The sequence below is a fragment of the Pseudomonas sp. GW821-FHT01A09 genome, from assembly GCF_058986725.1.
The window spans coordinates 1-25,056 of sequence record NZ_JBYSWB010000006.1; the positions used below are offsets into that span (position 1 = coordinate 1).

22 protein-coding genes and 7 pseudogenes are annotated in these 25,056 nt (G+C 56.1%); 18 read left to right on the forward strand and 11 right to left on the reverse strand.

Annotation, left to right across the window (positions count from 1 at the left end):
- Positions 1-265: 265 nt before the first annotated feature.
- The 5 genes and pseudogenes from AC3WJP_RS09280 to AC3WJP_RS09300 form a co-directional block, all read right to left on the reverse strand.
- The gene (locus AC3WJP_RS09280; RefSeq protein ID WP_493720630.1) at positions 266-2,080 is read right to left on the reverse strand and encodes an EAL domain-containing protein; all 1,815 of its coding nucleotides are present in this window, start codon (positions 2,078-2,080) and stop codon (positions 266-268) included.
- A gap of 123 nt (positions 2,081-2,203) precedes the next feature.
- Positions 2,204-2,713, reverse strand: a complete 510-nt coding sequence (locus AC3WJP_RS09285; RefSeq protein ID WP_493720873.1) for a methyl-accepting chemotaxis protein — start codon at positions 2,711-2,713, stop codon at positions 2,204-2,206.
- Between the two features lie 33 nt (positions 2,714-2,746).
- A pseudogene (locus tag AC3WJP_RS09290) lies at positions 2,747-3,520 on the reverse strand (PAS domain-containing protein); the annotation flags it as partial.
- A 413-nt stretch (positions 3,521-3,933) separates the two neighbouring features.
- Entirely contained in the window at positions 3,934-5,547 is a 1,614-nt protein-coding gene (locus AC3WJP_RS09295) for a methyl-accepting chemotaxis protein (RefSeq protein WP_493720631.1), read from the reverse strand.
- Between the two features lie 117 nt (positions 5,548-5,664).
- Positions 5,665-6,023 (reverse strand): annotated as a pseudogene (locus AC3WJP_RS09300) (site-specific integrase); the annotation flags it as partial.
- Positions 6,024-6,211: 188 nt separating this feature from the next.
- On the opposite strand from AC3WJP_RS09300, the pseudogene AC3WJP_RS09305 reads away from it, so the two are divergent.
- The 8 genes and pseudogenes from AC3WJP_RS09305 to AC3WJP_RS09340 form a co-directional block, all read left to right on the forward strand.
- Positions 6,212-6,979 (forward strand): annotated as a pseudogene (locus AC3WJP_RS09305) (PAS domain-containing protein); the annotation flags it as partial.
- 114 nt (positions 6,980-7,093) lie between these two features.
- Positions 7,094-7,567 (forward strand): annotated as a pseudogene (locus AC3WJP_RS09310) (methyl-accepting chemotaxis protein); the annotation flags it as partial.
- Positions 7,568-7,801: 234 nt separating this feature from the next.
- Positions 7,802-8,074: a hypothetical protein gene (locus tag AC3WJP_RS09315; protein ID WP_493720632.1), complete on the forward strand. Its 273-nt coding sequence runs from the start codon at positions 7,802-7,804 to the stop codon at positions 8,072-8,074.
- Positions 8,075-8,152: 78 nt separating this feature from the next.
- On the forward strand, positions 8,153-8,317 hold the full coding sequence (locus tag AC3WJP_RS09320; protein WP_226507252.1) for a hypothetical protein: 165 nt from the start codon (positions 8,153-8,155) through the stop codon (positions 8,315-8,317).
- Positions 8,318-8,360: 43 nt separating this feature from the next.
- A complete protein-coding gene (locus AC3WJP_RS09325; RefSeq protein ID WP_493720633.1) occupies positions 8,361-8,612 on the forward strand; it encodes an antirestriction protein ArdR in 252 nt (83 codons plus the stop codon).
- 207 nt (positions 8,613-8,819) lie between these two features.
- A complete protein-coding gene (locus tag AC3WJP_RS09330) occupies positions 8,820-9,050 on the forward strand; it encodes a hypothetical protein (protein ID WP_226507250.1) in 231 nt (76 codons plus the stop codon).
- Positions 9,051-9,217: 167 nt separating this feature from the next.
- Positions 9,218-9,558: pseudogene (locus AC3WJP_RS09335) on the forward strand (type II toxin-antitoxin system RelE/ParE family toxin).
- Positions 9,555-9,833, forward strand: a complete 279-nt coding sequence (locus AC3WJP_RS09340) for a helix-turn-helix domain-containing protein (RefSeq protein WP_226507249.1) — start codon at positions 9,555-9,557, stop codon at positions 9,831-9,833. The pseudogene AC3WJP_RS09335 and the gene AC3WJP_RS09340 overlap by 4 nt, the downstream one beginning before the upstream one ends.
- A gap of 38 nt (positions 9,834-9,871) precedes the next feature.
- Here AC3WJP_RS09340 and AC3WJP_RS09345 read toward each other — a convergent pair.
- Positions 9,872-10,457: pseudogene (locus AC3WJP_RS09345) on the reverse strand (tyrosine-type recombinase/integrase); the annotation flags it as partial.
- A gap of 141 nt (positions 10,458-10,598) precedes the next feature.
- Here AC3WJP_RS09345 and AC3WJP_RS09350 point away from each other — a divergent pair.
- Together AC3WJP_RS09350 and AC3WJP_RS09355 are read left to right on the forward strand one after the other, a co-directional pair.
- Positions 10,599-10,787 carry a hypothetical protein gene (locus AC3WJP_RS09350; RefSeq protein WP_226507248.1) on the forward strand — a complete coding sequence of 63 codons (189 nt, stop codon included), beginning with the start codon at positions 10,599-10,601 and terminating at the stop codon, positions 10,785-10,787.
- Positions 10,788-11,204: 417 nt separating this feature from the next.
- Positions 11,205-11,888 carry a lipopolysaccharide kinase InaA family protein gene (locus AC3WJP_RS09355; RefSeq protein WP_493720634.1) on the forward strand — a complete coding sequence of 228 codons (684 nt, stop codon included), beginning with the start codon at positions 11,205-11,207 and terminating at the stop codon, positions 11,886-11,888.
- A 24-nt stretch (positions 11,889-11,912) separates the two neighbouring features.
- Here AC3WJP_RS09355 and AC3WJP_RS09360 read toward each other — a convergent pair whose 3' ends face one another.
- The gene (locus tag AC3WJP_RS09360; RefSeq protein ID WP_493720635.1) at positions 11,913-13,508 is read right to left on the reverse strand and encodes a histidine kinase famiy protein; all 1,596 of its coding nucleotides are present in this window, start codon (positions 13,506-13,508) and stop codon (positions 11,913-11,915) included.
- A 56-nt stretch (positions 13,509-13,564) separates the two neighbouring features.
- Positions 13,565-13,927 (reverse strand): response regulator, encoded by a 363-nt coding sequence (locus AC3WJP_RS09365; protein WP_226507245.1) that lies wholly within the window; start codon positions 13,925-13,927, stop codon positions 13,565-13,567.
- Positions 13,928-14,354: 427 nt separating this feature from the next.
- Here AC3WJP_RS09365 and AC3WJP_RS09370 point away from each other — a divergent pair, with 427 nt between their 5' ends.
- A complete protein-coding gene (locus AC3WJP_RS09370) occupies positions 14,355-15,980 on the forward strand; it encodes a methyl-accepting chemotaxis protein (RefSeq protein ID WP_493720636.1) in 1,626 nt (541 codons plus the stop codon).
- A 375-nt stretch (positions 15,981-16,355) separates the two neighbouring features.
- On the opposite strand, the gene AC3WJP_RS09375 is transcribed toward AC3WJP_RS09370, so the two are convergent.
- The gene (locus AC3WJP_RS09375; RefSeq protein WP_493720637.1) at positions 16,356-17,237 is read right to left on the reverse strand and encodes a LysR family transcriptional regulator; all 882 of its coding nucleotides are present in this window, start codon (positions 17,235-17,237) and stop codon (positions 16,356-16,358) included.
- Positions 17,238-17,337: 100 nt separating this feature from the next.
- Between AC3WJP_RS09375 and AC3WJP_RS09380 the strand changes: the two genes are divergently transcribed.
- The 6 genes from AC3WJP_RS09380 to AC3WJP_RS09405 all read left to right on the forward strand — a co-directional run bounded on the left by AC3WJP_RS09380 (position 17,338) and on the right by AC3WJP_RS09405 (position 22,335).
- Positions 17,338-18,402 (forward strand): alkene reductase, encoded by a 1,065-nt coding sequence (locus AC3WJP_RS09380; protein WP_493720638.1) that lies wholly within the window; start codon positions 17,338-17,340, stop codon positions 18,400-18,402.
- Between the two features lie 10 nt (positions 18,403-18,412).
- Positions 18,413-19,252: a pirin family protein gene (locus tag AC3WJP_RS09385; RefSeq protein ID WP_493720639.1), complete on the forward strand. Its 840-nt coding sequence runs from the start codon at positions 18,413-18,415 to the stop codon at positions 19,250-19,252.
- Between the two features lie 56 nt (positions 19,253-19,308).
- Positions 19,309-19,893: an isochorismatase family protein gene (locus AC3WJP_RS09390; protein ID WP_493720640.1), complete on the forward strand. Its 585-nt coding sequence runs from the start codon at positions 19,309-19,311 to the stop codon at positions 19,891-19,893.
- Between the two features lie 139 nt (positions 19,894-20,032).
- Positions 20,033-20,764, forward strand: a complete 732-nt coding sequence (locus tag AC3WJP_RS09395; protein WP_493720641.1) for a pirin family protein — start codon at positions 20,033-20,035, stop codon at positions 20,762-20,764.
- Between the two features lie 3 nt (positions 20,765-20,767).
- A complete protein-coding gene (locus tag AC3WJP_RS09400) occupies positions 20,768-21,793 on the forward strand; it encodes an FAD-dependent monooxygenase (protein ID WP_493720642.1) in 1,026 nt (341 codons plus the stop codon).
- 158 nt (positions 21,794-21,951) lie between these two features.
- Positions 21,952-22,335: a hypothetical protein gene (locus tag AC3WJP_RS09405; RefSeq protein WP_493720643.1), complete on the forward strand. Its 384-nt coding sequence runs from the start codon at positions 21,952-21,954 to the stop codon at positions 22,333-22,335.
- On the opposite strand, the gene AC3WJP_RS09410 is transcribed toward AC3WJP_RS09405, so the two are convergent.
- The gene (locus AC3WJP_RS09410) at positions 22,301-22,606 is read right to left on the reverse strand and encodes a phiTE_072 family protein (protein ID WP_493720644.1); all 306 of its coding nucleotides are present in this window, start codon (positions 22,604-22,606) and stop codon (positions 22,301-22,303) included. The genes AC3WJP_RS09405 and AC3WJP_RS09410 overlap by 35 nt on opposite strands.
- Before the next feature lie 838 nt (positions 22,607-23,444).
- A protein-coding gene (locus AC3WJP_RS09415; RefSeq protein ID WP_493720645.1) for an IS3 family transposase occupies positions 23,445-24,607 on the reverse strand; the annotation gives its coding sequence in 2 pieces (ribosomal slippage) (positions 23,445-24,355 and positions 24,355-24,607; 1,164 coding nt in all).
- A gap of 60 nt (positions 24,608-24,667) precedes the next feature.
- On the opposite strand from AC3WJP_RS09415, the pseudogene AC3WJP_RS09420 reads away from it, so the two are divergent.
- A pseudogene (locus AC3WJP_RS09420) lies at positions 24,668-25,018 on the forward strand (hypothetical protein); the annotation flags it as partial.
- Positions 25,019-25,056: the final 38 nt, after the last annotated feature.

Sequence of the window (25,056 nt, forward strand, 5' to 3'; positions counted from 1 at the left end):
TATCAGGCCGCTCCACGGTAGCCTTTTTGTAGGCATGGGAGCCCGGCTGTTTGCTGATCAAGTTCAGCTCGCGCATCTATGGCGAGCATTCTCGCCTAAATGGGTGTCCGGTTTCATTAGACCACTACAAAATGACCTTCGACTGATCAAGGGAGCCCCCTTATATTTGTATTGTAGGTGGTATTAACCAGTGCTATCGACCGCCGGTGCTAAGTCTGGAGGTCGGGTCCGACCGGCACAACGTTGCTTGAGCGACAGCTATTGATCATAGATCTTCAATATTTTCGTCGAGGGCAAAGCGCTGCGCTGCGCCATCTTGCACCAGCCACTGCATCAGCTCTTGGCCGGTCAGGGGAGGCGCGATGAAAAAACCTTGGCCTTCACTGCAACCCCACGCTTTAACTGTGTTGAAGTTCGCCTGATTTTCGATACCTTCGGCCACCACTTTGTAACCCAGGCGTTGAGCCAAATCGATGAGTGTGGTCACCAGTCGCCGATCTTTCTCTTGGCTCTGAATGTCCTTGATCAAGGATCTGTCCAGTTTTACCGAGGTGGCAGGCAGCTCCTTCAAATAGGTCCAGTTGCTGTAACCGGTGCCGAAATCGTCGATCGAAATATCGATACCCAATGCGCGCAAGCGCTTCAGTTGGAGCCGGACCTCGGCGAGGTTCTTGATCAGCGCACCTTCGGTAAATTCGATTTCCAACGCCGAACCTTCCAGTTGAAAGCGTTCAAGGAATTCGACCAGCTTGTCGGTAAAAGCCGGGCCTTCAAGATCACTAGGACTGATATTGATGGCCACCTTAAAATGATGGCCGTTTTCTCGCCACTGCTTGGCCTGTCTAATAGCAGCCTCGACGACCCAGAGGCTTAAAAGCCGGATAAGCTCGGTTTTTTCCGCCAGGGGCACAAACTCGGCAGGCCCGATGGGCCCTAGGGCCGGGTGCGTCCAGCGCAATAATGCCTCTACGGCGCAGCATGTACCCGTCTCGAAGTTGATCCTGGGCTGGAAGACTAGATTCAGTTGCTCCCGGTCCTCTAACGCAGAGGACAGAGAACTTAGCAGCCTGAATGCCCTTTGCTGGGCAACATCGAGTTCACCCTGATACATGGACCAGCCGATACCTAGGTCACGGGCGTTGTCGGCTGCGCTTACCGCCAGCCGAACCCAGTCGCGTTCATTGAGACTAGCCTTGTCAAGTTGCAATGCGCCCATGCCCATCTGGGTTCGGATCGGTATGCCGTCGTGTATCACCGGCATCGCAAAGGCCGCCGATAACATGGAGAACAGAGTCGAAAGGCACTCTCCGAAGGGCTTGATGAAGGCAAATCGCGTCAGGCCGATTCTGTACAGGACGCAATCCTGACCGATCAATGCGCTCAGGCGGCGGCCTATTTCTTTGACTAGATGTTGAGGAAACGAATAACCCAGCGCCTTCACGATATCGTTCAGAAATAGCGGCGAGAGGAAATCCACTGCAATCAGCAGGGGCTCTTCACCTGCGCTTAAGTGCCTATGGATGTCGTCTTCCAGGCGAATCCTGTTCATCAGGCCGGTGGGCCGATCAATAAACGATGTAGTGCGCAGTTCATGCAGCCTGTAGACCACCAATTCGCCCAGTTGATGCAAGGTCGCCCGTTGTCTGGCAGAAAGGGGTTCGCGCGGTTGCCTGTCGATGATGCACAGGCTTCCAAGTGCAAGACCATCGGGGGTGCGCAATGGCACTCCCGCGTAATACCTGATCTCCGGCTCGCCCGTCACTAGCACGTTATGCCTGAACCTAGGGTCAAGGAGAGCGTTCGGTACCTCAAGAAACTCATCGACCAATATGGTGTGGCCGCAGAATGAAATATCTCGAGGGGTCGAGGAAACAGCAATGCCTACCTTGGCAAGGAACCATTGTTGCTGTTCTTCGAGTATGGAAATCAGCGATATCGGTACGCCGAAGCTTTCGGCGGCCAAGGCCACGATACGGTCCAGTACTTCGTCTTGGACCGTGTCGAGGTAGCACAGCTCAGTTACCCGCTGGGCACGGGGTATCTCGTTGTCAGGGTAGGGGGCGGCAAAATGTGTTATCACTGATCTTCACCCGGCGAGTTGTTCGCCACGAGGGGAGCCTTGCACGCAGTGGAAAGCGAATTAAAGATAGGTCACCGTGAGCCTTTGGGCATCACAGATTGTCTGGACGCCCTGTGTGAATGATCAGTCGGTAGCCTGTCGAGAAAATTGTTCTACTGCAGTCACTACGCTATTAGCACCTTCCAGTATCTCTTTGATTACCCCGTCAGCATCGCTGGCCAGGGATAACGCGGTCTCTGCCTGCTGTTTACTGTGCCCAATAACGCTCACCGCGCTGGCAGCCAAGCTCTGGTTCTTGTTGACCACGTCCACAATCTCTGCGGTTGCTTTAGAGGTGCGTGAGGCCAGTTGTCTAACCTCATCTGCCACCACGGCGAAGCCTCGACCGAGCTCGCCGGCGCGAGCTGCTTCGATGGCGGCATTCAGGGCCAGAAGGTTGGTCTGGTCTGCAATGCCGCTAATGGTTTTGACGATGGTCCCGATCACCTGGCTTTGAGCGTCCAATGCTTGAATGCCGTGCGTAGCATCCTCCATCAAACCCGACAGCTGATTCAACACACTTACCGTATTTTGGACCACGTCAAGGCCCTGCCGTGCACTGGTGCCGGTGCGCACGGACGTGTCATGGGCCATATCAGCAGCTTCAGCCACTGCGTTCTCCCGTTTAACCTGGTCGCTAATGACCGTGGCAAGCTTAACGATCTTGTATAGCTTGCCATGAGCGTCTAGGACAGGGTTGTAGGACGCTTCCAACCACACTTCCCGCCCATGGTTGTCTATTCGGCAAAATCGGCCAGCTACATAGGTGCCGCGTCGCAGAGTTTCCCAGAAGTCCTCATACTCGGCCGACTGAGCGTAGCCTGGCAGGCAAAACATCTGGTGATGCTTGCCTTGAATTTTTGCGAGCGTATAACCCATGCTATCAAGGAAATTCTGGTTAGCGGTTTGCACCATTCCCTCCAATGAAAACTCAATCACGGCGGTGGAGCGCATCAAGGCGCCTACCAGTGCTTCATTTTCCCGTGACGCCTCGATGGTTCGCGTCAGGACGCTGGAGTAGATGGCGATACCTTCTAGCTGACCGTTTTCATCCGAGAACGGCATTACCATCGTTCTTAGCCAAACGTCGGGGCCTTCGCAACTGCACAGCCGCAGGGAGCCGCTAAAGTGCTTGCCCTCGGCGATGGCATCCAGAGCACGCCGCTGATGGACATCGTTAGCAAGCTCTGGAGGACTCAAGTCGCGCAATGGGCGTCCATTCAACTGCGCTTGGGTAAAACCCAGCTCCTTTTGGAACAAGGCATTCGCCTCCAGAACAACGCCTTTTGCATCCAATGTGACTGCAACGGTTTCCCGATCAAGGGTATCCTTGACATGCTCCAGCACAGCGAGTCGTTGCTCTAAATGCCGAACTTTTTCTTTCAGTTGAGTGTTGAACATCGCAGTGTCCACGAGGAGATTGACAAGCTATCGGCTTGGGAACCGACAGCTTGAGGCATGACTTGCACTGGAAAGGGCTGTCTGTCCTGGCGCTCCAAGTCAAGCTTCAAACGTTCTTCAGAAAAGCAATCAATTACATCATTCATGAAAGGGAACGGGGTCGTATAACTGAGGCGGATGGCTAAAGTCAGGTTTTCTGCGATCCACCCTCAGATATGCAATTGCAGTTGGGGAGGCAGACTGGTCAAGAATGATGGTCTGATTACCAAAAAAATCCAGCAGTTGAGAGCTATGCATCTTTTACCGCCGGTGTCTGGTCTATCCTAGGATTGTGCCAAACCCAAGATATAGCTGATGAACCTCAGTGAGCGTTGGGCGTTCGTCGGCGTGGATTGCGTACTGAAAACGTGAGGCTAGAGCCTGAAGCGCGAGGTGGAGTCATTCAGTTTACGGCTGGAGGACACGACCGCATTCACGTCCACATTGGCGATGGTAACCGATTGCGCCGAGGCACTGACCATGGTGGCAATGCGTTCCACGTTCTGGGCCACGCTGCCGCTTGCCTGGCTTTGTTCTGACGTGGCGGAGGCCATTTCCCGAACTTGAGCCAAGGTGGCAGCCGCTTCGGTGCTGATGTCGCGCAATGCGGCAGCCGCTTCATGGGCCAGCCCGGCCGCTGCGTTCATCTTGGGCTCAATGGCCTGCATTTCTTTCACCGCCATGCCCGTATCGCTCTGGATGCTGGCCACCATCACCGTGATCTCCTCGGTCGCTTGCGCGGTGCGCTGGGCTAGCTGACGTACCTCATCAGCGACTACAGCAAACCCACGGCCCTGTTCGCCGGCGCGGGCTGCTTCGATAGCCGCATTGAGCGCGAGTAGATTGGTCTGGCTGGCAATATTGCGAATGGTACTGGTAATGCTGTCGATCTCGTCGGCGCGTGCCACCAACCCGCTTATCTGGCCCGATGCGGCAGTAATCTGTTGCGAGACCTCAGCGATCGCAACGGTAGCTTGGCTGACCAGACGTTCGCCTTCAATAGCTAGCGACGTAGAGCGCTCGGAGTTGGTCTGGGTCATCCGGGCATTGCTGGAAATCTGGTCGATAGTGACCGCCATCTGCTCTACTGCGGCTGCCGTGAGCGTGGTGGCCTCAGACGTATGCTGAGACGCATTGTCAATGTGCTGCATCTGCTCGTCTAGGCTGGTCGACGTTCCCTTGAGTTCCTCTGCTACCTGTTTGATGTCCGTTATCATGCCACGCAGTCCGGTTTGCATGCGTGCCACGGCGGCCATCAGGCTGCCAGCAGGGTAGTTGTTGCCCATGACGTGGCGCAGATCGCCGTTGGCAATGGCCCCGGTGACCTCGGCCACCTGCCGAGGCTCGCCACCTAAGGCACTGTAGATACTGCGAGACATGCGCCAAGCGATGGCGATCACTCCCAACAGCACCAGCACGCCGATGGACAGGAATTTGTACACCAGTTGCCAATACGCTTGGCTGATGTCATCGGCATATACCCCAAAGCCCATCACCCAGTTCCAACCCTGCACCTGGGTCACGCCATTGATCTTGTCCACTGGCTGGCTCTGGCCAGGGCGGGCGACTTTATCGCCGAAAAAGGCAAAGGGGTCAGTGTGCAAATGGTCTAGGTAGTTCTGCCAGGCGCTCTTGCCGCTAGGCAGCGTGGCCCCATAGTCAACCTTGCCGATTACGTCCGGGTTGGGGTGGACTATGCTCAATGCCCCATCCGTCCTTGCCCAAATATATGCATTCTTGCCGTCACGTAGGGCGCCCAGCGCCTCTACAGCACGGGCCTGAGCCGCAGCGGTAGTCAGCGTCCCGGCTTTTTCAAGTCCCTGGAAGTACTCGACTTGTTTGCTGGCCAGATTCAGCACGGTATAGATCTCGCGGCGGCGGTCTTCAAGCATGGTTCCATGCAGGGTATGAAGCGCAAACATGGCAATGGCAATCAGGCCGGCGCAGGCGCACGCGGCGATGATAAATAGGCGGTGGACTACATTCATCGGGCTCACAGGTGTAGTGGGGTCAGTACTGCGTTATCGACTTGTCGAAGCAGTACTTTAATAGTAAGTAATGGGATAAACGTCCTCATCTAGGGGGGACATTGCCAGCCGGTTACCATTGGTCTCGATCTTCTGCCATTTCGCACCGTGCACGGGGTTTCCGCCGGCGACGGCATTGTTATCCAGAAGGTGATCGAACAAGCTAGCCAGCGCCGCCAGTTTGCGTCGGATCGTCGAACCGGCCAGGCCGCGCGGTTCGAGCCAAGACCGCAGGACAGCACATGCGTGCGGGTCATCGCGCGGAATTCTTCGGTGCCGGTGAGCCCAACGAAATCGCAGAAGTCTTTCAGGTCGCCCTGGTAGGCGCGATGCGTGCGAGGATCATCAATATTGGCAAACCATTCCACTGCAGCTGGCACGCTCGCCAACTGCTGGAACTCTATAGCGGTCAGCCTGCGCTCACCGATGACGAGCAGTGCGCCTCAGGTGCCGCTTGGCAGCTCGTTTTCAGGAAATAGCGCTGCGTGCATGGTGAATTACGGCTGGCCATCGCTGCGCGGTAAGTTGATCGGAGCATCCTAGATATTTGCGTTAACTTATCCTTGATAAAAACTGACCTCTGCCGATACAAGCAAGTTGACTTTTCCACTCCCGGAGGTATGCCATGTTCAACGGATCACTCAAAAAGGAATTGGCTGCTCGGACCACTGAGGTCGCAAATTATAAGTCACTGGTCAATGCGCTTGATCGCTCCATGGCGGTCGTTGAGCTCAGCCTCGATGGCAAGGTTATTCGGGCGAACTCTAATTTCCTGGCGACCATGGGCTACCACGCGGAGCAGATAGAGCGCCTGTCGCACGGAGACTTTTGTTCCCCACAGCTTGTACGTACTGGCGAATACACCGCCTTCTGGAATGATCTGCGCGCGGGCAAGTTTGTCTCCGGTACCTTTCAGCGCGTCACCGGGCAGGGCCAAAACGTGTGGCTCGAGGCAAGCTACAACCCCGTGCTGGACGAAGAGGGTCGAGTCTGCAAGGTCGTCAAATACGCGCTAGACGTGACGAAACAGGTGATGGCAGTCGCGGAAGCTCGGGGAAAACTCGCCGCAATCGACCGGGCAATGGCGATCATCGAGTTCGGCTTGGATGGCAATGTTCTGACAGCAAATGACAACTTTCTCGCCGTGATGGGTTATGCCCCGAGCGAGCTGAAAGGTAAGCACCATCGCGTGTTTTGTGAGCCTTGCCTGGTCAATAGCCACGAATACAGCGAATTCTGGCAGCGCCTTAATGCGGGAGAATTCTTCAGCGGGCAGTTCAAGCGCATTGGCAAAAATGGCCGCACCGTTTGGCTGGAGGCATCCTACAACCCCGTGTACGACGCTGACGGCAAGCTGTCCAAGATCGTCAAGTTCGCCAGCGATATTACCGAGCGCGTAGAGAAATTCGAAGAAGATTCCCGTAGCGCTTCGCGGGCATACCACATTTCTGCGGAAACCGAACGGGTCGCTGAACAGGGTGCCGAAGTTATTCAGCAAACAGCGACGGAAATGCGGCGGATCGCCGACAACATCGGCGCCTCCGCCCAATTGGTTGGCGATTTGGGCAACCGCTCCGAGCAGATCACCGCCATCGTTAATACTATCCGTGGCATCGCCGATCAAACCAATCTGCTGGCCCTCAATGCTGCCATCGAGGCGGCACGGGCGGGTGACCAAGGCAGAGGGTTCGCCGTAGTCGCCGACGAGGTACGCCAGCTTGCCGGCCGCACCAGCCGCTCGACGGCAGAGATCGCCGAGATGATCAGCATGATTCTCACCGACACCCGGGATGCCGTATCCAGCATGAATACCACGCGGGATGTGGCTCAAAGGGGTGTTACCCTCGCGGACCAGGCCGGCTTGGTGATACTGCAGATTCGTACGGGCACCAGTGACGCCGTCGAGGCGGTCAGCATGTTCGCTTCCAAGCTGGATGAGTCCGACGTGATACCTAAAACCGCTACCGGCTGGGTAGGATGAGTGACGTAACGGCTTGAAAAACCTGCGGGGCAGCGCCGGGAAACGGGGTTGGAAACGGCAGACTTGATCGCAATCCTGATTGGGATGGTCTTACAGGGCAGAACCTCGGCACCGCGTACGATGGCGACACCGGGTTTCGTGAAATCTACCGTTCAGGAATGCCTTTATGCCACCGACACCTCACCAGACTTCCTACACTCTCCGAAAAGTATCCATGTCGGTAGGAAAACATTAATGACAGGCACCAAAAAACGCATTAGCGAATTAGTTCATGAGGTTGAGTTTCCGCGACGAATGTCTACAGCCTGGTGTGCTGCTGCTTTCGAGGAACTAGCCAGTGCCGTCGACTTTATCGAGCTTGGCACAGATCAAATGACCCCATTACAGCGCCAGGTTTGGAGTCGTTACAAGGAGCAAACGGCCCAGTTTGCAGAGGATATGCTTTTAGCAGAAGGTGATCATGAAGCCATCACAAGACGCCTTGGACTCGACAGCGGCAAAGTCTAGGAAAACGCCATGCCCCTGATCCAAATCGAGCAAGACAGTCCAGAACTGATCGCCTAGGTACGCCGCCATCTCGAAGAGATGGTCGAGCGCAAGCGCAAGCACCCGAGCATCGCCATGATCGCCGAGGAGTTTGTGCACAGCTATCTGACGTCGCTGGGCGAGCAACGGCTGTTGAGTAGCGAGCAGTGGCGACAGCTGGCCGGTGAAATGAGGACTGCTGCCCACACGTCCCGCACCGTGTGAAGCACTGACCTGTAAACTATCCGCACAAAATAGGAAAGCGACCATGACACAACTGATCGAGGCGCTACGCGCAACCGCTGACAAGTGGCGAGCAGGCAATCAGGAGCACCGCGGCGGCGTCGTGCTGGTGTGGGAGGGGAATGTGTACGGCTGGAAGAATGGATTGCGGGATCCGGCAAGCGAACGCCCTGGCGTCTACGCGGTGGACAAGGCTGGACTGGTCTTCAAGGCCGAAGGTGGCGACGACTACAACGGGGCGAAAGCGTGGGTCGCTGTTGACCCCGATCAGGGATAGGAAAATCACCCATGCCGACTGCCACTACCCCAGTTGTACTGTACGTGTACCGCTCCACCGTGTGCGGCCATGCAGACAAGTTGAATTTACCCGAAACATCGCCAGAGGTCACGGCGGCCTGCTCCGCGTGTGGTGCAGAAGTCCTGGTCGAATTGGACGGCGGCGTAGAGTTGGCCACCAATCAGTCCTGAGTTAAGGGAATAAACCATGACCGAACCGCTGCCCCCGGCCGACCTGATCGACGCTAACGAACTGGCCGCGCTGCGTCTGGCTGCCGAGCGTTACGCTTGGCTGCGCACGCATGCGGTGCGTATTCAGGACAGCGAGGTATGGTACAGCGGGGCCGCACTGGATGTACGCGCCGGCGTGGGCCTTGAGCATGTCGCATTTGCCAAAGACGTGACTCCAAAACGCCTCAAGACGCGCAGAAGCCTCTGACAGATAGGCGAACATGAGTAGCAAACCCTAAATTGCATTGTCGGCCTCGGCGGTATCTAGCTCGGTACTAGCGTTACTGCACCTGGAGCACATTTTTTCTAGCAACCCTACGTTTGATGGACAAGGTGACTGCCTAAAACATACAAGATTTTGTATGGTCATGGCCCATGAAACGAAATCACAAATCCATTGAATTTTGCGGCAGTGCCCTTAATGACCTGCGCACTTTTCCAGAAGATGCCCGGCGAGAAGTTGGCCACCAATTGGATCAGATTCAGCAAGGTCGCGAGCCGGACGATTGGAAACCCATGGCAAGCATAGGCGCCGGTGTTCGTGAAATACGCATCCGTGAAGCGTCTGGGCTTTCCGAGTGATCTATGTGGCGAAATTTGAAGATTCCATCTTTGTACTGCACTGCTTCCAGAAGAAAACGCAGAAAACCAGCCGCGCGGACGTTGTGCTGGCCACCAAACGACTGAAGGACCTGGTAAAGGAGTCATGCCCATGAGCCAACGTTTCGAAAGCGTCTGGGATGCCATTGAGGACACCCCAGCTCAAGCCGAAAATATGAAGGTACGTTCCGCTTTGATGATCGCGTTGAAGGAGCGCATTGAGGCTCAAGGCTTGTCGCAAGCGAGCGCCGCCAAGCTGTTCGGCGTCACTCAGCCACGCATTTCTGATCTGCTTCGCGGCAAGATTACTCTGTTCAGCATCGACACGCTCATCAACATGCTGGCCGCCGCCGGACTGCATATACAGCTGCAAATCGCCCAGGCAGCCTAAGCGTCAGTTGCGGCTAATGTGAGCCAGCGGATGGAATGCAGGTGCTGGATGCCGCCAACGCTCCTGGATGTCGCTCACCTGCAGCAGCGCCGTCTCTTCGCGGCGCAGGCCGTGGTAGAGCAGCACGGCGAGAATGGCTCGATCGCGCAGACCCTTGAGCGTGGTTCATCCGGCGCCTCGAGCAGGGCTTTGGCCTGGTGATCACCCAAGGCAGGAGTCTCGCCGTCGTTGTTTTCGATCTTCGATCGTATGACGCCGTGGACCGGGTTGCCGCCGGCGACCGCGTAATGTACCAGGAGGTGATCGAAGAGGTTGGCCAGCGCCATCAGTTTGCGTCCGATGGTGGCACCGGCCAGGCCCGATTTTCTAAATCGGGCGCCAGGCGAGCACGTGCGCCCGGGTTACCGAGCGAAATTTATCTGCATTCGCCAGGCCAACGAAATGGCAGAAGTCCTCGAGGTCGCCCTGGTAAGCACGCCGGGTGCGCGGGTTGTCGATATTGGCGAACCAATCGAAGGCCGCCGGCATTTCGGCCAGCGTCTGAAACTGTGCCGCTGTCAGCCGGCTTTCATCGGGGGAGGGGGCTGATACACCGGCGCCGGTAGTGTGCGTAAGGTCCCCCATCGAATACCCCGCCCTACAGGTCGACCGGCAGGTGCTCGCCGGCCACCCACTCCCTCTGGACGCCTGAAGGTGGATTCTGGTCTACCTTACTAGATGCGCCTAGTGCCAAGCGCGTTCAAGCCTTCCGAAAAAGGAGCTCTTATGAGCAATGACATGGCGTTTTTCGATGAACATGGCCAACCGGCGGCGGCTGTTGCTTTCACCACGCTGAAGGCCCTGGAGCCGCTGACAGTTGATCCGGCCGCCACCATGGGGGTTTTGGGGCTTGTCGATCCAGCCATTGAGGCGGCGCTGGTGAAACTCGGTGAGCTGGTCAAGCTCAAGCCCTGATATCAACTTGAGGACGTAGCCTGCGCGGCCGCACGTTTCAATCGGCTTTCGGATCTGGCATAAAATAGGCTAGAAACTGGGGCCGTTGGCTGCTACCAGCAACGGGTGTTGGGCGTTTGGTCAGAAGCTCTGCAGGTCAGGCGTCAGGCAAGCGCACTCCTGAAATGGTGACGATCTCCGTGTTGGTTTAGCGAAACATTCTGCATAGCGGCTCCTGTCGAGTCAGCTTTCGTCCTGCCCGTCCAAAACGGAGGAGCATCGAATGCCTGAACTGCTGATTGACAAGATTCTTTCGAGTACTGCGTTTGGCAGGTGACAAATGCTAGCGGCCAGATCCTAGAGCGATCCGAGATTTACCGAAATCAGGCGTATTGCCTGTGATGGCCTGAATAATGCGTTGAAGTAGGGAAAACAAGTATGTTGCAAATTGCAGATGAACGCTTTGATCAGTGGTGGAATACGAATGGGCCTTGGGTTGAAGAGCCTAATGTACGCCGTGAAGGCACAAGCGGTGTGCAGCTCGTCAGCCATGAGGGAAGCACCGTCTACGTGAAGCGCCAGACCGGACACACCTTTCGCAGCATTCGCTACCCCTTAGGGCGTCCTACTGCTCTTAGGGAGGGGATTGCACTGTCCAAATTGGACCAGATCGGCGTGCTTGCACCCAAGCCGCTGTACTACGGCTCGCGGAAAATTAATGGGCAGTGGCAAGGACTGTTGGTCACCCGCGAGCTGGTAGGCTTCCGAGATCTGGAGACATGGTTAGCGGATCAGGCGCAGATGGATCTTTCTCAAGAGGATCATCAAGTCATCCTGACCAATCTCGCTGTATTGCTGGCTAAGCTTCATCGCGGACGTCAGCAGCACGGGTGCATGCGCGCCAAACATGTGTTCATTAATCCGAGCGTCATAGATGGGGTTCCGAGGTTCGACCTTGCATTGCTAGACCTTGAAAAATCTCGGACCAGGATTTCCGTAAAACGAGCTGCGCGCCACGATGTGCGTCAGCTACGTCGCCACTCGTTGTGGAGCAACGCACAGTGGGACTATTTTTTAGAACGCTACGAAAAAGAAATTGGGCGCAGCTTCCCACTGGGTTAAAGCTGCGCCCACGCGGCTGACCACTTAGCTCACCCCGTTGGGGCCTTCGAGGGCCTGTCGGACCTTTTTGGCAAGATCAGTTGGCACGTAGGGCTTTGAGATCACGTCAAATTCATTGCCCCCCGTATCAGTGCGTTCCAACGAATTCTCTGAATAACCTGTAGTCAGTAATACCCGAAGCTTGGGATACAGACGCTTGGCTTCACGAGCCAGCATCACTCCATTGATGCCACCGGGCATGATCAGGTCGGTGAACAGCAGATCGAATGATTCGCCTTTCAAAATAGACAGAGCTTCTTTACCGCTATAGGCCACCTCGCAAGAATAGCCATACTCTTCAAGAACCATTCTGGCCAACTCCGCCACGTCAGGTCTATCCTCAACGATCAAAACCCGTTCATGTCCCGTCTGCTCTGATGTACTTTCTGTAGCCACAAGCCTATGAGGGTGGCTGTCATCTGCTGGAAAATACATCCGGATCGTTGTACCAATGCCTTCTTCGGAATAAATCCTCGCCGTGCCTCCCGACTGCTTCATGAATCCGTAGACCATGGAAAGCCCTAGGCCAGACCCCTTGCCCTCTTCTTTGGTGGTGAAAAACGGGTCCATCACCCGATTGACGATAGCGGCAGGCATACCTGATCCATTGTCAGTGATGGCCACGCTCACATAGCGACCTGGCATAAGCCCGTCGTAAGAAGTGGAGCTCAGGCTCTCGATTTTAACGTTTTTCGTCTCCATGGTTAGGTGGCGGTGCTCGTTGTATTCCATTGCATCACGGGCGTTGATGAAAATGTTCAGCAGTGCAACCTCGGTCTGCGTGGGATCGACACGGCAGTTCCATAGGTCGTCCGCGAGTACTACCCGCAGATCCGTATCAATCAGTGTTCGCTCGGCCATTTCTTGGGAGGAAGTGACAATCGAATTCAGATTGACCACGCGCCCTTGTAGCTTTTGTTTACGGGCGAAGGCCAAGAGCTGCTGCGTAAGGGTTTTAGCACGCTCGGCGGCGTCGCGTGCGTTTGAGGCGCTACGTAGGATGCGCTGTTGGTCGTATTGGGGTTTGTCGGCGGCTCGCTGGATAATGTCCAGATAGCCCATCATCACCTGAAGCAGGTTGTTGAAATCATGGGCGATACCGCCAGTGAGCTGTCCCAAGGCCTCCATTTTTTGCGCCTGGCGCAGTCCATCCTCGGCATCGCGACGGCGGCTCACATCCAGTTGAGAGGCGAAGAAATAGATCAATTCTCCGGAATCGTTGTAAACCGGTGAAATAAACAAGGCGTTCCAGAAGCTCGATCCGTCTTTTTTGTAATTGACAAGCTCGACGGCTACTTCGGTCCTTGCCTCAATGGCCTCGCGCACCTCGCGTACCGCACTAGGATCAGTTTCGGGCCCTTGCAAGAATCTGCAATTGGACCCTACGATCTCCTCGCGACTGTAGCCCGTCATGTCAATAAAGGCATTGTTGGCAAAAATGATGGGGTTATCGGGCCGCTTGGGATCCGTAACGATCATTGGCATTCGGGTGGTTTCGACGGCGGCAAAAAAGATATTGTGATCCGAGCCGCTAATATCGCCGGTGGAGCTGTCGTCTACACGTGTTGGGTGATTCGGCATTGCTGCTCCGGCCAATGATCATAAAGGTTGTTGTGAGCACGATAGTGCTGTGAATTTTACGGAAGTGGTGCCAGTTTTTGGCAAATAGTCTGCAGTTTCTCGATATCAAAAGGCTTGGGCAGCCAGGAGACGTTGGGGTCATTTAGCAGCCCAGAATGACTGTGGTAGCCCGATGCGACCAGGATGGGGGTCTGGGGTTGAATTTCATGAACAAGCTTCACCAACTCGGCACCGTCGATTTCGCCAGGCATACGCAAGTCAGTGATCAGGAGGCGGGGAGGGTAGTCGCGGCCCCTGATGGATTCCCATGCGGTGTCCGCGTTCAGGAAGGCCTGAACCTTGTAGCCACGCGTTTCCAAGATTTCAGCGATTAACTCAAGAATGATTTTTTCGTCCTCGACAACCAATATTGAGTCCATAGCTGATTCTTCGCAGAGTGATATTTATAGGACTTACTGATGTATCAAGAAATTCCCGCGAAAAGCCTACCATCCATCGATGTGACGGTGCGACCGTAACAGCTCGGCGAGCTGCAATGCGTACAGAGCTTCAAGGGGTGCACTGGATCATCTCTGTGATCGTCGGCACTCAACCATCGATCTGGACCCCTGAAACGGAGGTCAGCCAAGCTGAGCGCCCAAATCTAGCGGAGTAGGAGGGATGGACCAATGATCCAGACGCAGCGGTCGACGGCAGGCCATCGCAATTTGGCTGTATGAAGTCCAGGAAATACTAGAAAGCAACAGTACGCAGCAAACGATTTTTTTTCTAAATTTATGTCTCTTATTGCCGATGGCCTGCGTACATAACTCAGAAATTCTACGTTTCCTCCTTCGGAATTGCCCTGTGAACCTACGTTCTCTAAATATCGCGCCTCGCGCGGCCTTATGCTTCGGCTTGATCACGCTCCTGGTCGTTGCACTCGGCGGCTTCGCCTACGTGCAGTTAGGGAAGCTGCGTGCTACCGAACAAGACATCGAAAAGAACTGGCTGACCAGCGTACAGACCGCTGACGACATCCAGATCGCGCTGCTCGGCGCTCGCCTGGAGAGCATCCGTCTACTGGCAACTTCGAATCCCCAAGAGCAGGCGGTCGCCGTGCAGCACCTTGAGGACGCCAAGCGCATACTCAACGACCGCACCGATTTCTACCGCAAGAACCTTGTTTCCGACCCTGAAGAAGGGGCCAAATTCGAGGCCGCGGCCGCACTAATGAAGACCTACCTCGACGGCCTGCAACGCATCGTTGACCTTGAGTCCACCCAGCATGACCAGGCCGTAACCTTCGCCAACACTGAGCAACGCGACCGTGCCGGAGCTTATCAGGCCAAACTCAATGAGTTGCGCCAGCACAATACCGACGGCGCCGCTGCCGCAGGCGTTACCGCCACTGAGGTGTATGCGCACAGCATCACCATCGTCGACGGGGTGGTACTCGCCGCGCTGGTGCTGACGTTGGTGCTCGCCACCTTGCTGACCCGCAGCATTGTTCAGCCGATGAGCGCCTCGCTGAAGATGGCCGAGGAAATCGCCGACGGCGACCTGCGTCTTGTCCTGGAGGTCAAGGGGAATGACGAATCGGCGCGGCTGATGCGCTCGCTCAATACCATGCAAGGAAACCTGCGCAGCACCATCGGGCAGATCTCTAGTGCCTCCGCGCAGCTCAGTTCCGCTGCGGTTGAGATGACGTCCATCACCGAGAGCGCCAGCCGCGCCCTAGAGCAGCAGAACAGTGAGATCGAGCAGGCCGCCACCGCGGTCAACCAAATGAGTGCCGCCGTCGAAGAGGTTGCGCGCAACGCCAACTCCACCTCCGAAGCGGCCAAGGACACCACACGCGCGGCTGCCACCGGCAACGAAAAAGTCGATGAAACCCTGCATGCCATGCGCAGCCTTACCGACCGCGTGGAAATGACCTCCGGACAGGTGCAGGGTCTCGCTGGCCAAGTGCAGGACATCAGCAAAGTGCTGAGCGTAATCCGTGCCATCGCTGAGCAGACCAATCTGCTGGCTTTGAACGCCGCCATCGAAGCGGCCCGGGCAGGTGAGCAAGGCCGAGGTTTCGCCGTGGTGGCCGATGAAGTTCGGGCCCTGGCTCACCGCACGCAGACCTCAACGCACGAAATCGAACAGATGATTTCAAGCATTCAGGCGGGCACGTCACAAGTGGTGGATTCGATGAGCAGCAGCACGATCGAGGTGCACAACACGCAGCGCACCGCTGACGAAGCCGGGATGGCACTGAAAGTCATCGCCGACTCGGTGCAACTGATCAATGACCGCAACCAGCAGATCGCCGCTGCCTCGGAAGAGCAGGCCTATGTGGCCCGCGACGTGGACCGCGCACTCGTGAGCATCCGCGATTTGGCCCTGCAGAGCAGCGAAGGCACACAGCAAACCCTGGTTGCCAGCAATGAACTTTCGCAGTTGTCGGTGAATTTGAATCAGATGGTAGCGCGGTTCAAGATTTGAAACTATCGTCAACAATGTATGTAGGTCGACCATAGAGCAGTCTGTTCATCTCCGAATACTCAAGTCGGTGCATTGTTCTTCAGAAGATACACCGCTGGAGGACAGCCACGACGGCGCCGATTACCTTTCGTGCGGCTGGATCGGCGTCAATGAAGGGGGTATTAGCGGGCCGCCGATTGAGTGGGGGCCCGGCGAACTGGAAAGAAGGCTATAGGCAGCAGTTCTGATAACGGGTGCTATGTTAAATCTAGGTCACATCCTGTTTGCAAACGGTGAAAGTCCCTGTGGGCTGCATTCGACCCCAAACTGCCCTTCGCAAAAGACAGCTATCGGCCAAAAGCGGACACCTGCCACTAACATAGCAATCCGGTTTCGCTATTGAGTGGCTAGCTTATCGCGCACAAATTCAATGAAACGCTGGGTTTTGGCAGGAAGCAATCGAGTTTCAGTCAGGGCATATACCGAGACAGGTGATCCCTGCCAGTCAGGAAGAATCCTTCGCAGTTTCCCTTCCGCCACGTCCTGAGCGGCGATGCCCTCTGGGAGCAAAGTGACCCCCAGATCCAACGATGCCATACGTCGCAGCATCCCAACACTGTTGAGTTCGAATCGCCCGCCGATATCGATCTGCTCCGTTTCACCTTTGCCTGCCAGCGTCCAGCGATCCGAACTCGGGCCGCGCAACCGCAAACACTCATGGTGAGTCAATTCCAGGGGAGATTGTGGCTCACCCGAGACTTCCAGGTACTGCGGTGAGGCGTACAAGAAGCGTTGCAGGCTCGCCAACTTCCGCGCAATCAGATTGGAGTTTGGAGGCTCACCCATGCGGATCACGACGTCGACTGGTTCGCTGATCAAATCCACTTGGCGAGGCGTGAGGTCGAAATCGAAGCTGATGCCCGGATAAAGCCGAGCGAACTCGGCGATGAGTGGTGCCAGGTAGACATTGGCAAAATCCACGGGAAGGGACGCTCGCAACAGGCCGCTAGGACGAGCCAGCATCTCTCCCAATTGCTCATGAGCGAGTCTTGCCTCATCAACGATCCGCTTGCAGCGTTCGTAATACAGTTGCCCCGCCTCGGTCAGTTCAATTTTCCGGGTTGTGCGATGCAGCAGCCGCAGGCCAATCGCTTTTTCCAGGCCACTGATTCGCCTTGAAAGCGTTGAGTTGGGCATGTCCAGTCCCTCGGCAGCTTTTCGAAAGCTGCGGACTTTCACAACCTCGACAAACAACGCCATGTCGTTGAGATATTCCAACGTATTGCTCCATGAGTGGATCAGTCAATTCAGTTTATCCGGGTTTATCCCGGATTCGGACTGATCAATCATAGTCACATCACCTCTGAGGAGCACCGCAATGAACTCTCTTTTTTCTGAAGTCAAAGTAGGTCGGTACACGCTTTCCAACCGTATGGTCATGGCACCGATGACTCGCTCCCGCTCTGACGATGCGGGTGTGCCATCCGATCTGGTCACCACTTACTACTTCCAGCGCGCTTCTGCCGGTCTCATCATCAGCGAAGGCGTGTTCCCCGTTGCCATGGGCAAGGGCTACGTTCGCACCCCGGGTATCGAAACCGCCGAGCAAGTAGCGGCCTGGAAGAAAGTGACCAGCGCCGTGCACGCTCGTGGCGGTCGCATCTTCATGCAGTTGATGCATTGCGGACGGGTGTCCCACCCTTCGCTGCTGCCGGACGGCGCGCAACCGCAGGCGCCATCAGCGATCAAGGCGGCGGGTCAGACCTACACTGCGACCGGGTTGCAGGACTTTGTCACTCCGCATGCGCTGACCGTTGCCGAGATTGCAAACGTGGTCGCGGGGTATCGCAACGCTGCGCGTCTGGCGATTGAAGCGGGCTTCGACGGCGTCGAATTGCATGCCGCGTCCGGCTATCTGCCTGAACAGTTTCTTTCCACCGGCAGCAACCAGCGCGACGACCAGTACGGTGGTTCGGTTGAAAACCGCGCCCGCTTCGTGCTGGAGGTACTCGCTGCCATGGTCACTGAAGTAGGTGGTGACCGCGTAGGTATCAAGATTTCGCCAGAGATGAACTTCAACGACATCGTCGATGCCAACCCGCAGGCAACCTACACCTATCTGGTCACGCAACTGCGCGGTCTGAACCTCGCTTACCTGCATGTGGCGCTGTTTGGTGCCCAGTTCGACTACCACGCAGCTCTGCGTCCTCTGTTCGACGGCAGCTATTTGATCGGCAGTGGCCAGACCAAAGAAAGCGCCCAATCCTTGATCGCAGAAGGAAAGTCTGACGCTGTTGTCTTCGGTGGCGCATTCCTGGCCAACCCTGATTTGCCGCAGCGCTTCCTGGCAGGTGCTGAGTTGAACGTGCCGAACAAAGACCTCTTCTACGCCCCAGGCGCTGAAGGCTACATCGACTATCCAGCCATGTCCGAACGGACATAAGGAGACCGTCATGTCATCCAGTGCACGTTTGCAACGTATGAACCATGGCAGCCAATTCAGGGCGTTCGGCCTGCGTGGTGACCAGTACGCAAAACCAATCGACCCATTTTTGGGTGTCGATCACGCGTGGATCAGCGGGCCGACGTTCCCACCCCATCCTCATGCAGGTTTTTCAGCGGTCTCGTACCTGTTTTTGGACTCGGAAACAGGAATCGACAACCGAGACTCGTTGGGTAACCGCAATTTGATCCAACCGGGTGGGCTGCACTGGACGGCAGCAGGTCAAGGCATCGTTCATGAGGAGGTTCCGGCTGAACCCGGCAAGACCGTCCACATGCTTCAGATATTCATCAATTTGCCGGAGCGAAAGCAGGACGCTGCGCCATTTGCGTTAAGTCTCGAAGCTCAGGATGTGCCTGTCGTCTACAAACCAGGAGCAAAGATTCGCGTGCCTTTCGGAAGCTTCGAAGGTGCTGTGTCGCCACTGGCAGTGCCGACCGAGGTTCGCCTTCTGGACATCTCATTGGAGGATGGGAGCGAAGTCGCGATTTCTATTCCAGAAGGGCATGTCGCTTTTGTAATGCCCATCGACGGTGAGGTTTTGGTCGACGGCAAACCCTTCGACCTCACCAAGCCCGAGGCTGCTGTAGATCTGCCACAGACAGCAGATCGAGTGGTGACTCTGGCTGCCAAAAAGGGCAACGCCAAAGCGGTCATGTTTTCGGGCGTTCCATTGAACCAGCCAGTGTTTTGGCAAGGGCCCCTGGCGCTTGCTTCCGCAGAGGCCTTGACCAGGGCAGTCAGTGGGTACCAGCGCGGTGCATTTGGAACTCTGCAAGCAGTCAATTGAAGTTAATGATCCCCAACCGGGGTGATGCACCCCATACAATCGCTAGGAGAAAAACCATGACGTACGAAAATTTCAATGCCGACAATGCTGCACTCCTGCTGATCGACCACCAGGTCGGCACCATGGGTTGGGCGAAGTCCATGCCGTTTGAAGAACTCAAACGCAACGCGCTGATGCTCGCTAAAGCAGCTCGCATTCTCAAGCTCCCTGTCGTACTGACGTCCAGTATGGAGGAGTATGCACAAGGCCCTCTGCTGAGCGAGCTGGAAGAGATCCTTCCGACCGAATTCGCCGGTCGCATCAAGCGTCTGGGCATCGTGAACGCAATGGACGACGAAAACTTCGCCGCTGCCGTGAAAGCCACAGGCCGCAAAAAACTCATCATCGCTGGCGTGACCAACGACGTCTGCACGGTCTATCCAGCGCTGTCGCTGGTACGCGATGGTTTCGAGGTTCAGGTCGTGGCTGACGGTGGTGCTTCGCCTACCAAAATGGCTGACGACATCGCCTTGCGTCGTATGGATAAAGCCGGTGTGACCCTCACCACTACCAATCAGTTGATCGCCGAATTGGCGGGCAGCTGGGCTACGCCGGAGGGCGGTCAGTTGGTTCAAGTGTTAATGGAAGCATTTGGCGACTAATAATCCATGGCAACCAGAGGCGCTGTCTGATGGCGCCTCTGGTCAAACCGATTATGTCGAAGGCTTCCGCCATTGGGATTCAATAGCGGCTAATGCGCAGAAGTGTTCGATGTCATCGCTGATAAGTTGGAGGCTTGATATGCAAATTTTCCGCGCCGAACAACGGACGACACATGGCCAAGGCTCGTTTCACATCGAACGGGTCAAACCGGGCCTGGCTTATGCCAACAGCAAAGACCCGGCGCTGGGCCCACTCAGTGGATTCGACCACGCCACCCTGGGCGTCGGCACCGTCGTGAAGATGCATGAGCATGTGAACGACGAGATCCTCAGCTACATGTGGAAAGGCAGCATGCTTCACGAGGACAAGGCTGGGAACATCATCCCGATTTCCCGCAACAAGCTCATGATGATGAACGCCGGTAAGAGCTTCTGGCATGAAGAAAGCACCCCCAATGAAGCGGTCGAGATGCTTCAGATCTTCGTTCGCCCCCGTGAGGCCGACCTGTCGGGGCACGTACATTTTCTGGAACGCGCTGAAGGCACTCCGGTCGGGGAATGGGGTTGGGTCGCGGGCCCGGAAGGCAGCGAGGCACCCTTGATTATCCGCAACCAGGTTTATGTCTACGATACGGTGCTCAAAGCAGACCAACAGATAACGCCGGTCGAGCGGCCCGGCCTGGTGTCCTGGCTATATGTGCTGGATGGCGAGGTGACCGTGGGTGAACACTCCCTTGGCAAAGGCGACGGCGTAAGCTCCGCGCAGGCACCACTGCCCTCCATCCAGGCGGAGGGGGACAGCTCGCTCGTGCTGTTTCTGGTCGACATGACAGCACCCTATTCCCTGGCCGGAACCATCAGCGGAACTTGATCAATGGCTTCGGACGAAGAGATCACCATCATCGGCGGCTCACTCGCCGGACTCACCCTGGCGCTCGCTTGCGCAGCATCAGGTTTGAGGGTTCGTGTACTTGAACAGTCCGAAGGACACGCCTCAGGTGGCGACAGCCTGACCGTCGACCTGGCTCTGCTCGCAGCAACAACCGGGTACGATCCCCGTATGCCACCTGCGCTCGCCGTTGTCCCTGCGTACAGAGATCTCACTACTTGGCCAGCGCTCTATGGCTGGTTACGAGACCGCGTGAACGAGACTTCCGGCATAGTGCTTGAGGGAGGCAAGCGAGTGTCTTCTGTCTCTGACCTGGTCGAATCAGTTCAAATCACCTTCGCAGATGGCCATCAGCAAACGGCACCAGTGGTCATTGGGGCGGATGGGTATCGCAGCATTGTTCGACGAGCGATATCACCTGAGATCCCGTTTGCGAAATACGCGGGCTATCTCGTTTGGCGTGGACTTGTTGAAGAGCAATCACTACAAAAACCGGTGTCCTGGCCCTCGGATGGTGGCCTTTGGATCGAGTTCATAGGTGGTTACCGACTTGTTGCAGCAACGCTGCCAGGTCGTGACGGATCTGTTCAGCCTGGACAGCGACAAATCACATTTGCTTGGTTTGACGCCCATCAAGATGAGCTGCTGCGTTGTACTGGCTGTTTGACCGCAGAAGGGCATATTGTCGGAACTCTCGCCCGAGGCATGACCGATGACAGCGTCAGGTCAGCACTAGCGAAGCGTGCCCATACCATATGGCCGGAAAGATGGCGGGAAGCCGTGCTGGCAGGTATCCGCTCTCCAAACACGCTTAGCGGCTCTCCCATCGCTGAATACCTTCCGCAACGGCTTGCCCGAGGCAACATGGCGATCATTGGTGATGCTGCGCACGTCATCACGCCGATGACAGGCAGAGGGTTTTTGACTGGCATGGAGGACGCTTCGACCGTGGCATATCTGCTGGCGAGGCGAAGCCCCGGAGAAACATTTGCTACTGTGCTTGCGCGTTAGAGCAGGCTCGACTGCCATTCATTAAAGGCTTGGTGAAGCACTCAATGAATATTAGCAACGAGTATGTGCATCTCGCTCGAGCATGACGAAAAGCGGACAGAAGGTTTAACTGTCAGTGTCCGCTTTGGGTTGTGGATTCAACCGGTGGACGCAACACATTGGCTGAATCTCTGAGCTGGCGTCTCATAGTTTTATTTGCGAGCATCAGTGGGTGCGCCTCAGACATAAACACCGCGCCAATCACCAAGCAGGAGAGCGTGAAGGGCGATCTTGAGGATGTGTACTACAAGCTCACAGCTGGAGCTCCCTCTGACAGCACCTGCATCAAATGGATTGTTCGCAGCGCGATCTACCCAAAAAATGAAGAGTTTCGAATTGAATATGGGCCCCAGAGCTTTAGTGGTCCGCAGGTGTTCACCAGCATCGTGGGGCATCAGTCTGGCGATTCGGTCGATCTGGTCATGCGTGACGCTACCTGGGTGAAGAACTCCGGATACATCAAAGCCGTCAGCAAGTATCTCGAGACCGGAGTTTGCGATTGACGCGGTCATAGCAGAACGTTCTGCGCTCCTTCAGCACCTGGCATCGCGCCTTTTCGGCAAGCGCCTCGCCCCTGAATTGGCGCGAGCGCATCTGCGAATTGAAATAGCCGATGATGTAGCTCGCACTGAGCCCGCGGAAGAACTGGCCGACGGTCATGCCTTCGGGCATGGGGATGGGGTTAGATTGGTCTGCGGCAACAAGGCCGCAGAACAGCAAAGGAGCAGTACGTGTCGAATCTTTTTTCTCAGTCGGACGCTTGGAAACAAGCAAGCCGGCAATTCGCCATCTTCGCAGCGTTGATAGCAAAGGGATCACTATTGTGATCGAGGGTGGAACACCAAGGACAGGAGCCCAAAAACTCGTAGCTCAGGTCATCAATCCCGATAGCAAATTGCATTCCGAGCACGTCTATGACGTTGAGTCTGATGATTTCAATGCGATTTCTAATCTCGCTCAGAAAGATGTCGTAAATCTTCTTGGTGAGCCGCTTGACGAGCAATCATGTGGGCCCGAACTGATCAGGCCTAGGATCCTGCTAGGTCATTAGCCGGTTCCATCACTGACGTTACTTTGGATCGAACGACCAAATCGCCAGGCTTGCATTGGCGCCAATCTGTTGCTGCAGGACAGTTTTGAATTCCTGCGCAATATCCTCACGCTGGACCTCTTCACCGAGCCAAGGCAAACTCAGCACTGGCTGTGCCCGCCTGCCGAGGCGTTCAGCTATAGAAATTTAGGTGGGAATGGGGTGAACATATCGCGAAGTGGCCATCGCCCATTCGGAGCTTTGTTGTGACAACAGCTCAAAAGGACGCCATCTGCGAGTTACTCACCGGCTTCGGTTTTGCACTCCTGTTTTTGTGCGCCGTGCCTCTCGCATTCGCTACCACCGCAGCAGCGCTGTCTGCGCTTCCGGGCTTCATTAATTTAGTCAAAATGTTCGGACCATTATCGTTCGCGCTTTGGTGCGCAATGGTAATCACAGGGTTTGCCTGTTTCTGGCTGAAGACATACGTCAGGTCGCGCTAATGGCTTGCCAAGCGTTCTGTGTGGTAGTGAGGCGGTGAAGGGTGATTCGGTCTAAACGCCAGGGCGGCCTTGGTAGTGGTCAACTGATCCCGGACACTGAATTGAGTTTTTCCTCAGCGACCGCAGGCGCTAGCCCTTCGTTGAACTGATGCGGTCGCCGCCAGTTGTATCGCTCCATCAGGAACCGGCCAATATCCTGTTGCGCTAGCGAAGCGCTCATATAGCCCTCCGTCGGTATCCATTCAGTTTTCAGGCTGCGAAATAGCCGCTCCATTGGCGCGTTGTCATGGCAGTTGCCGCGCCGACTCATGCTCTGTGTGAAGCGGTATCGCCATAGTCTCTGGCGGAAACTCCGGCTGCCGTATTGACTGCCTTGATCACTGTGAAACAGCACATTTTGAGGCCGACCACGCTGCTCATAGGCCATGTCCAGCGCTTTGATCACCAGGTCGGCGTCGGGCTTGGCCGAGAACGCCCAGCCCACAACCCGGCGCGCATAAAGATCGATTACCGCCGCTAGATAGTGCCACTGACCTTCGGCCCAAACGTACGTGATGTCACCGCACCAGACCTTGTCGGGGGACGCCACGCTGAACCCTCGATCAAGCACGTTCGGGATATCAGGTCGCTCCACGGTCGCCTTTCTGTAGGCATGTGAGCCCGGCTGTTTGCTGATCAAGTTCATCTCGCGCATCAACTTACGTACCTTGAATCGACCGATCTGCATGCCGTCCTCTTTCATCATCAGCATGATGCTCCTGCTGCCCGCAGCGCTTCGGCTTTGCGTAAACAGCTCGTTCACGCGGCTGCGCAAAACCACTCGTTCGGCATCTGGATACCGACGTTTCCGGCAGTACGCGTAGTAGCACGATCGGGTTACTTCAAATACCGAGCACAACAGATCAATCGGCTCTTGAGCCCGAAGTTGATCGATTAACGCGAACGCTCGTGTTCCTCGGCCATCAAGAGCGCGGTGGCCTTTTTTAAGATGGATTTTTCCCGTTCTAGCCGGTTGATACGGGCTTCGAGTTCCTGGATTTTTTGCTGCTCAGGCGTCAGGGCTTTGCTGGTCGGAGTAACACCGCCACGTTCTTGCTGGAGCTGGTTCACCCAACGGCGCAAGGCCGACTCAACCAGCCCAAGCGAACGGGCTGCTTCGGTATGGCTGTAGCCTTGGTCGAGCACCAGGCACGCCGCCTCGCGCTTGAACTCAGGAGTAAAGGTACGACGTTGCTTGGTCATCAGACACCTCTCTGTGGCGAGCATTCTCGCCTAAATGGGTGTCCGGTTTCATTAGACCACTACACCGGAATGAAATCCAAGGTGGAAGAGCTGCTCGGCGAGAAGAAAGCCGCCGAGAAAGCCCGTAAGGGGGCTGAGGAGACCGCGCGCCGAGCGTGAAGAGGCTGCCCGCAAATTTGGCAACGTTGAGGAGCTCGAAAAGTCCTGGTCCGAGAAGTACAACCGCCTCCAGGCTGAGCTTGGCGGGCGGCTGGAACAAGAGCGCACCGGCTTGCAGGGCCAGATCAGGGATCTGACCGTTGGCGTACCGCGACCGACATCGCGGCGGCATTGGCGACCCCAGGCAGCGCCAAGGCGTTGCTTCCACGCATCGAAAGCCGCCTCGGTGTCGAGTTGCGCGACGCTAAGCCGTGGACGCCATGGTCAGGAGAGTCACAATGGTCATTAAA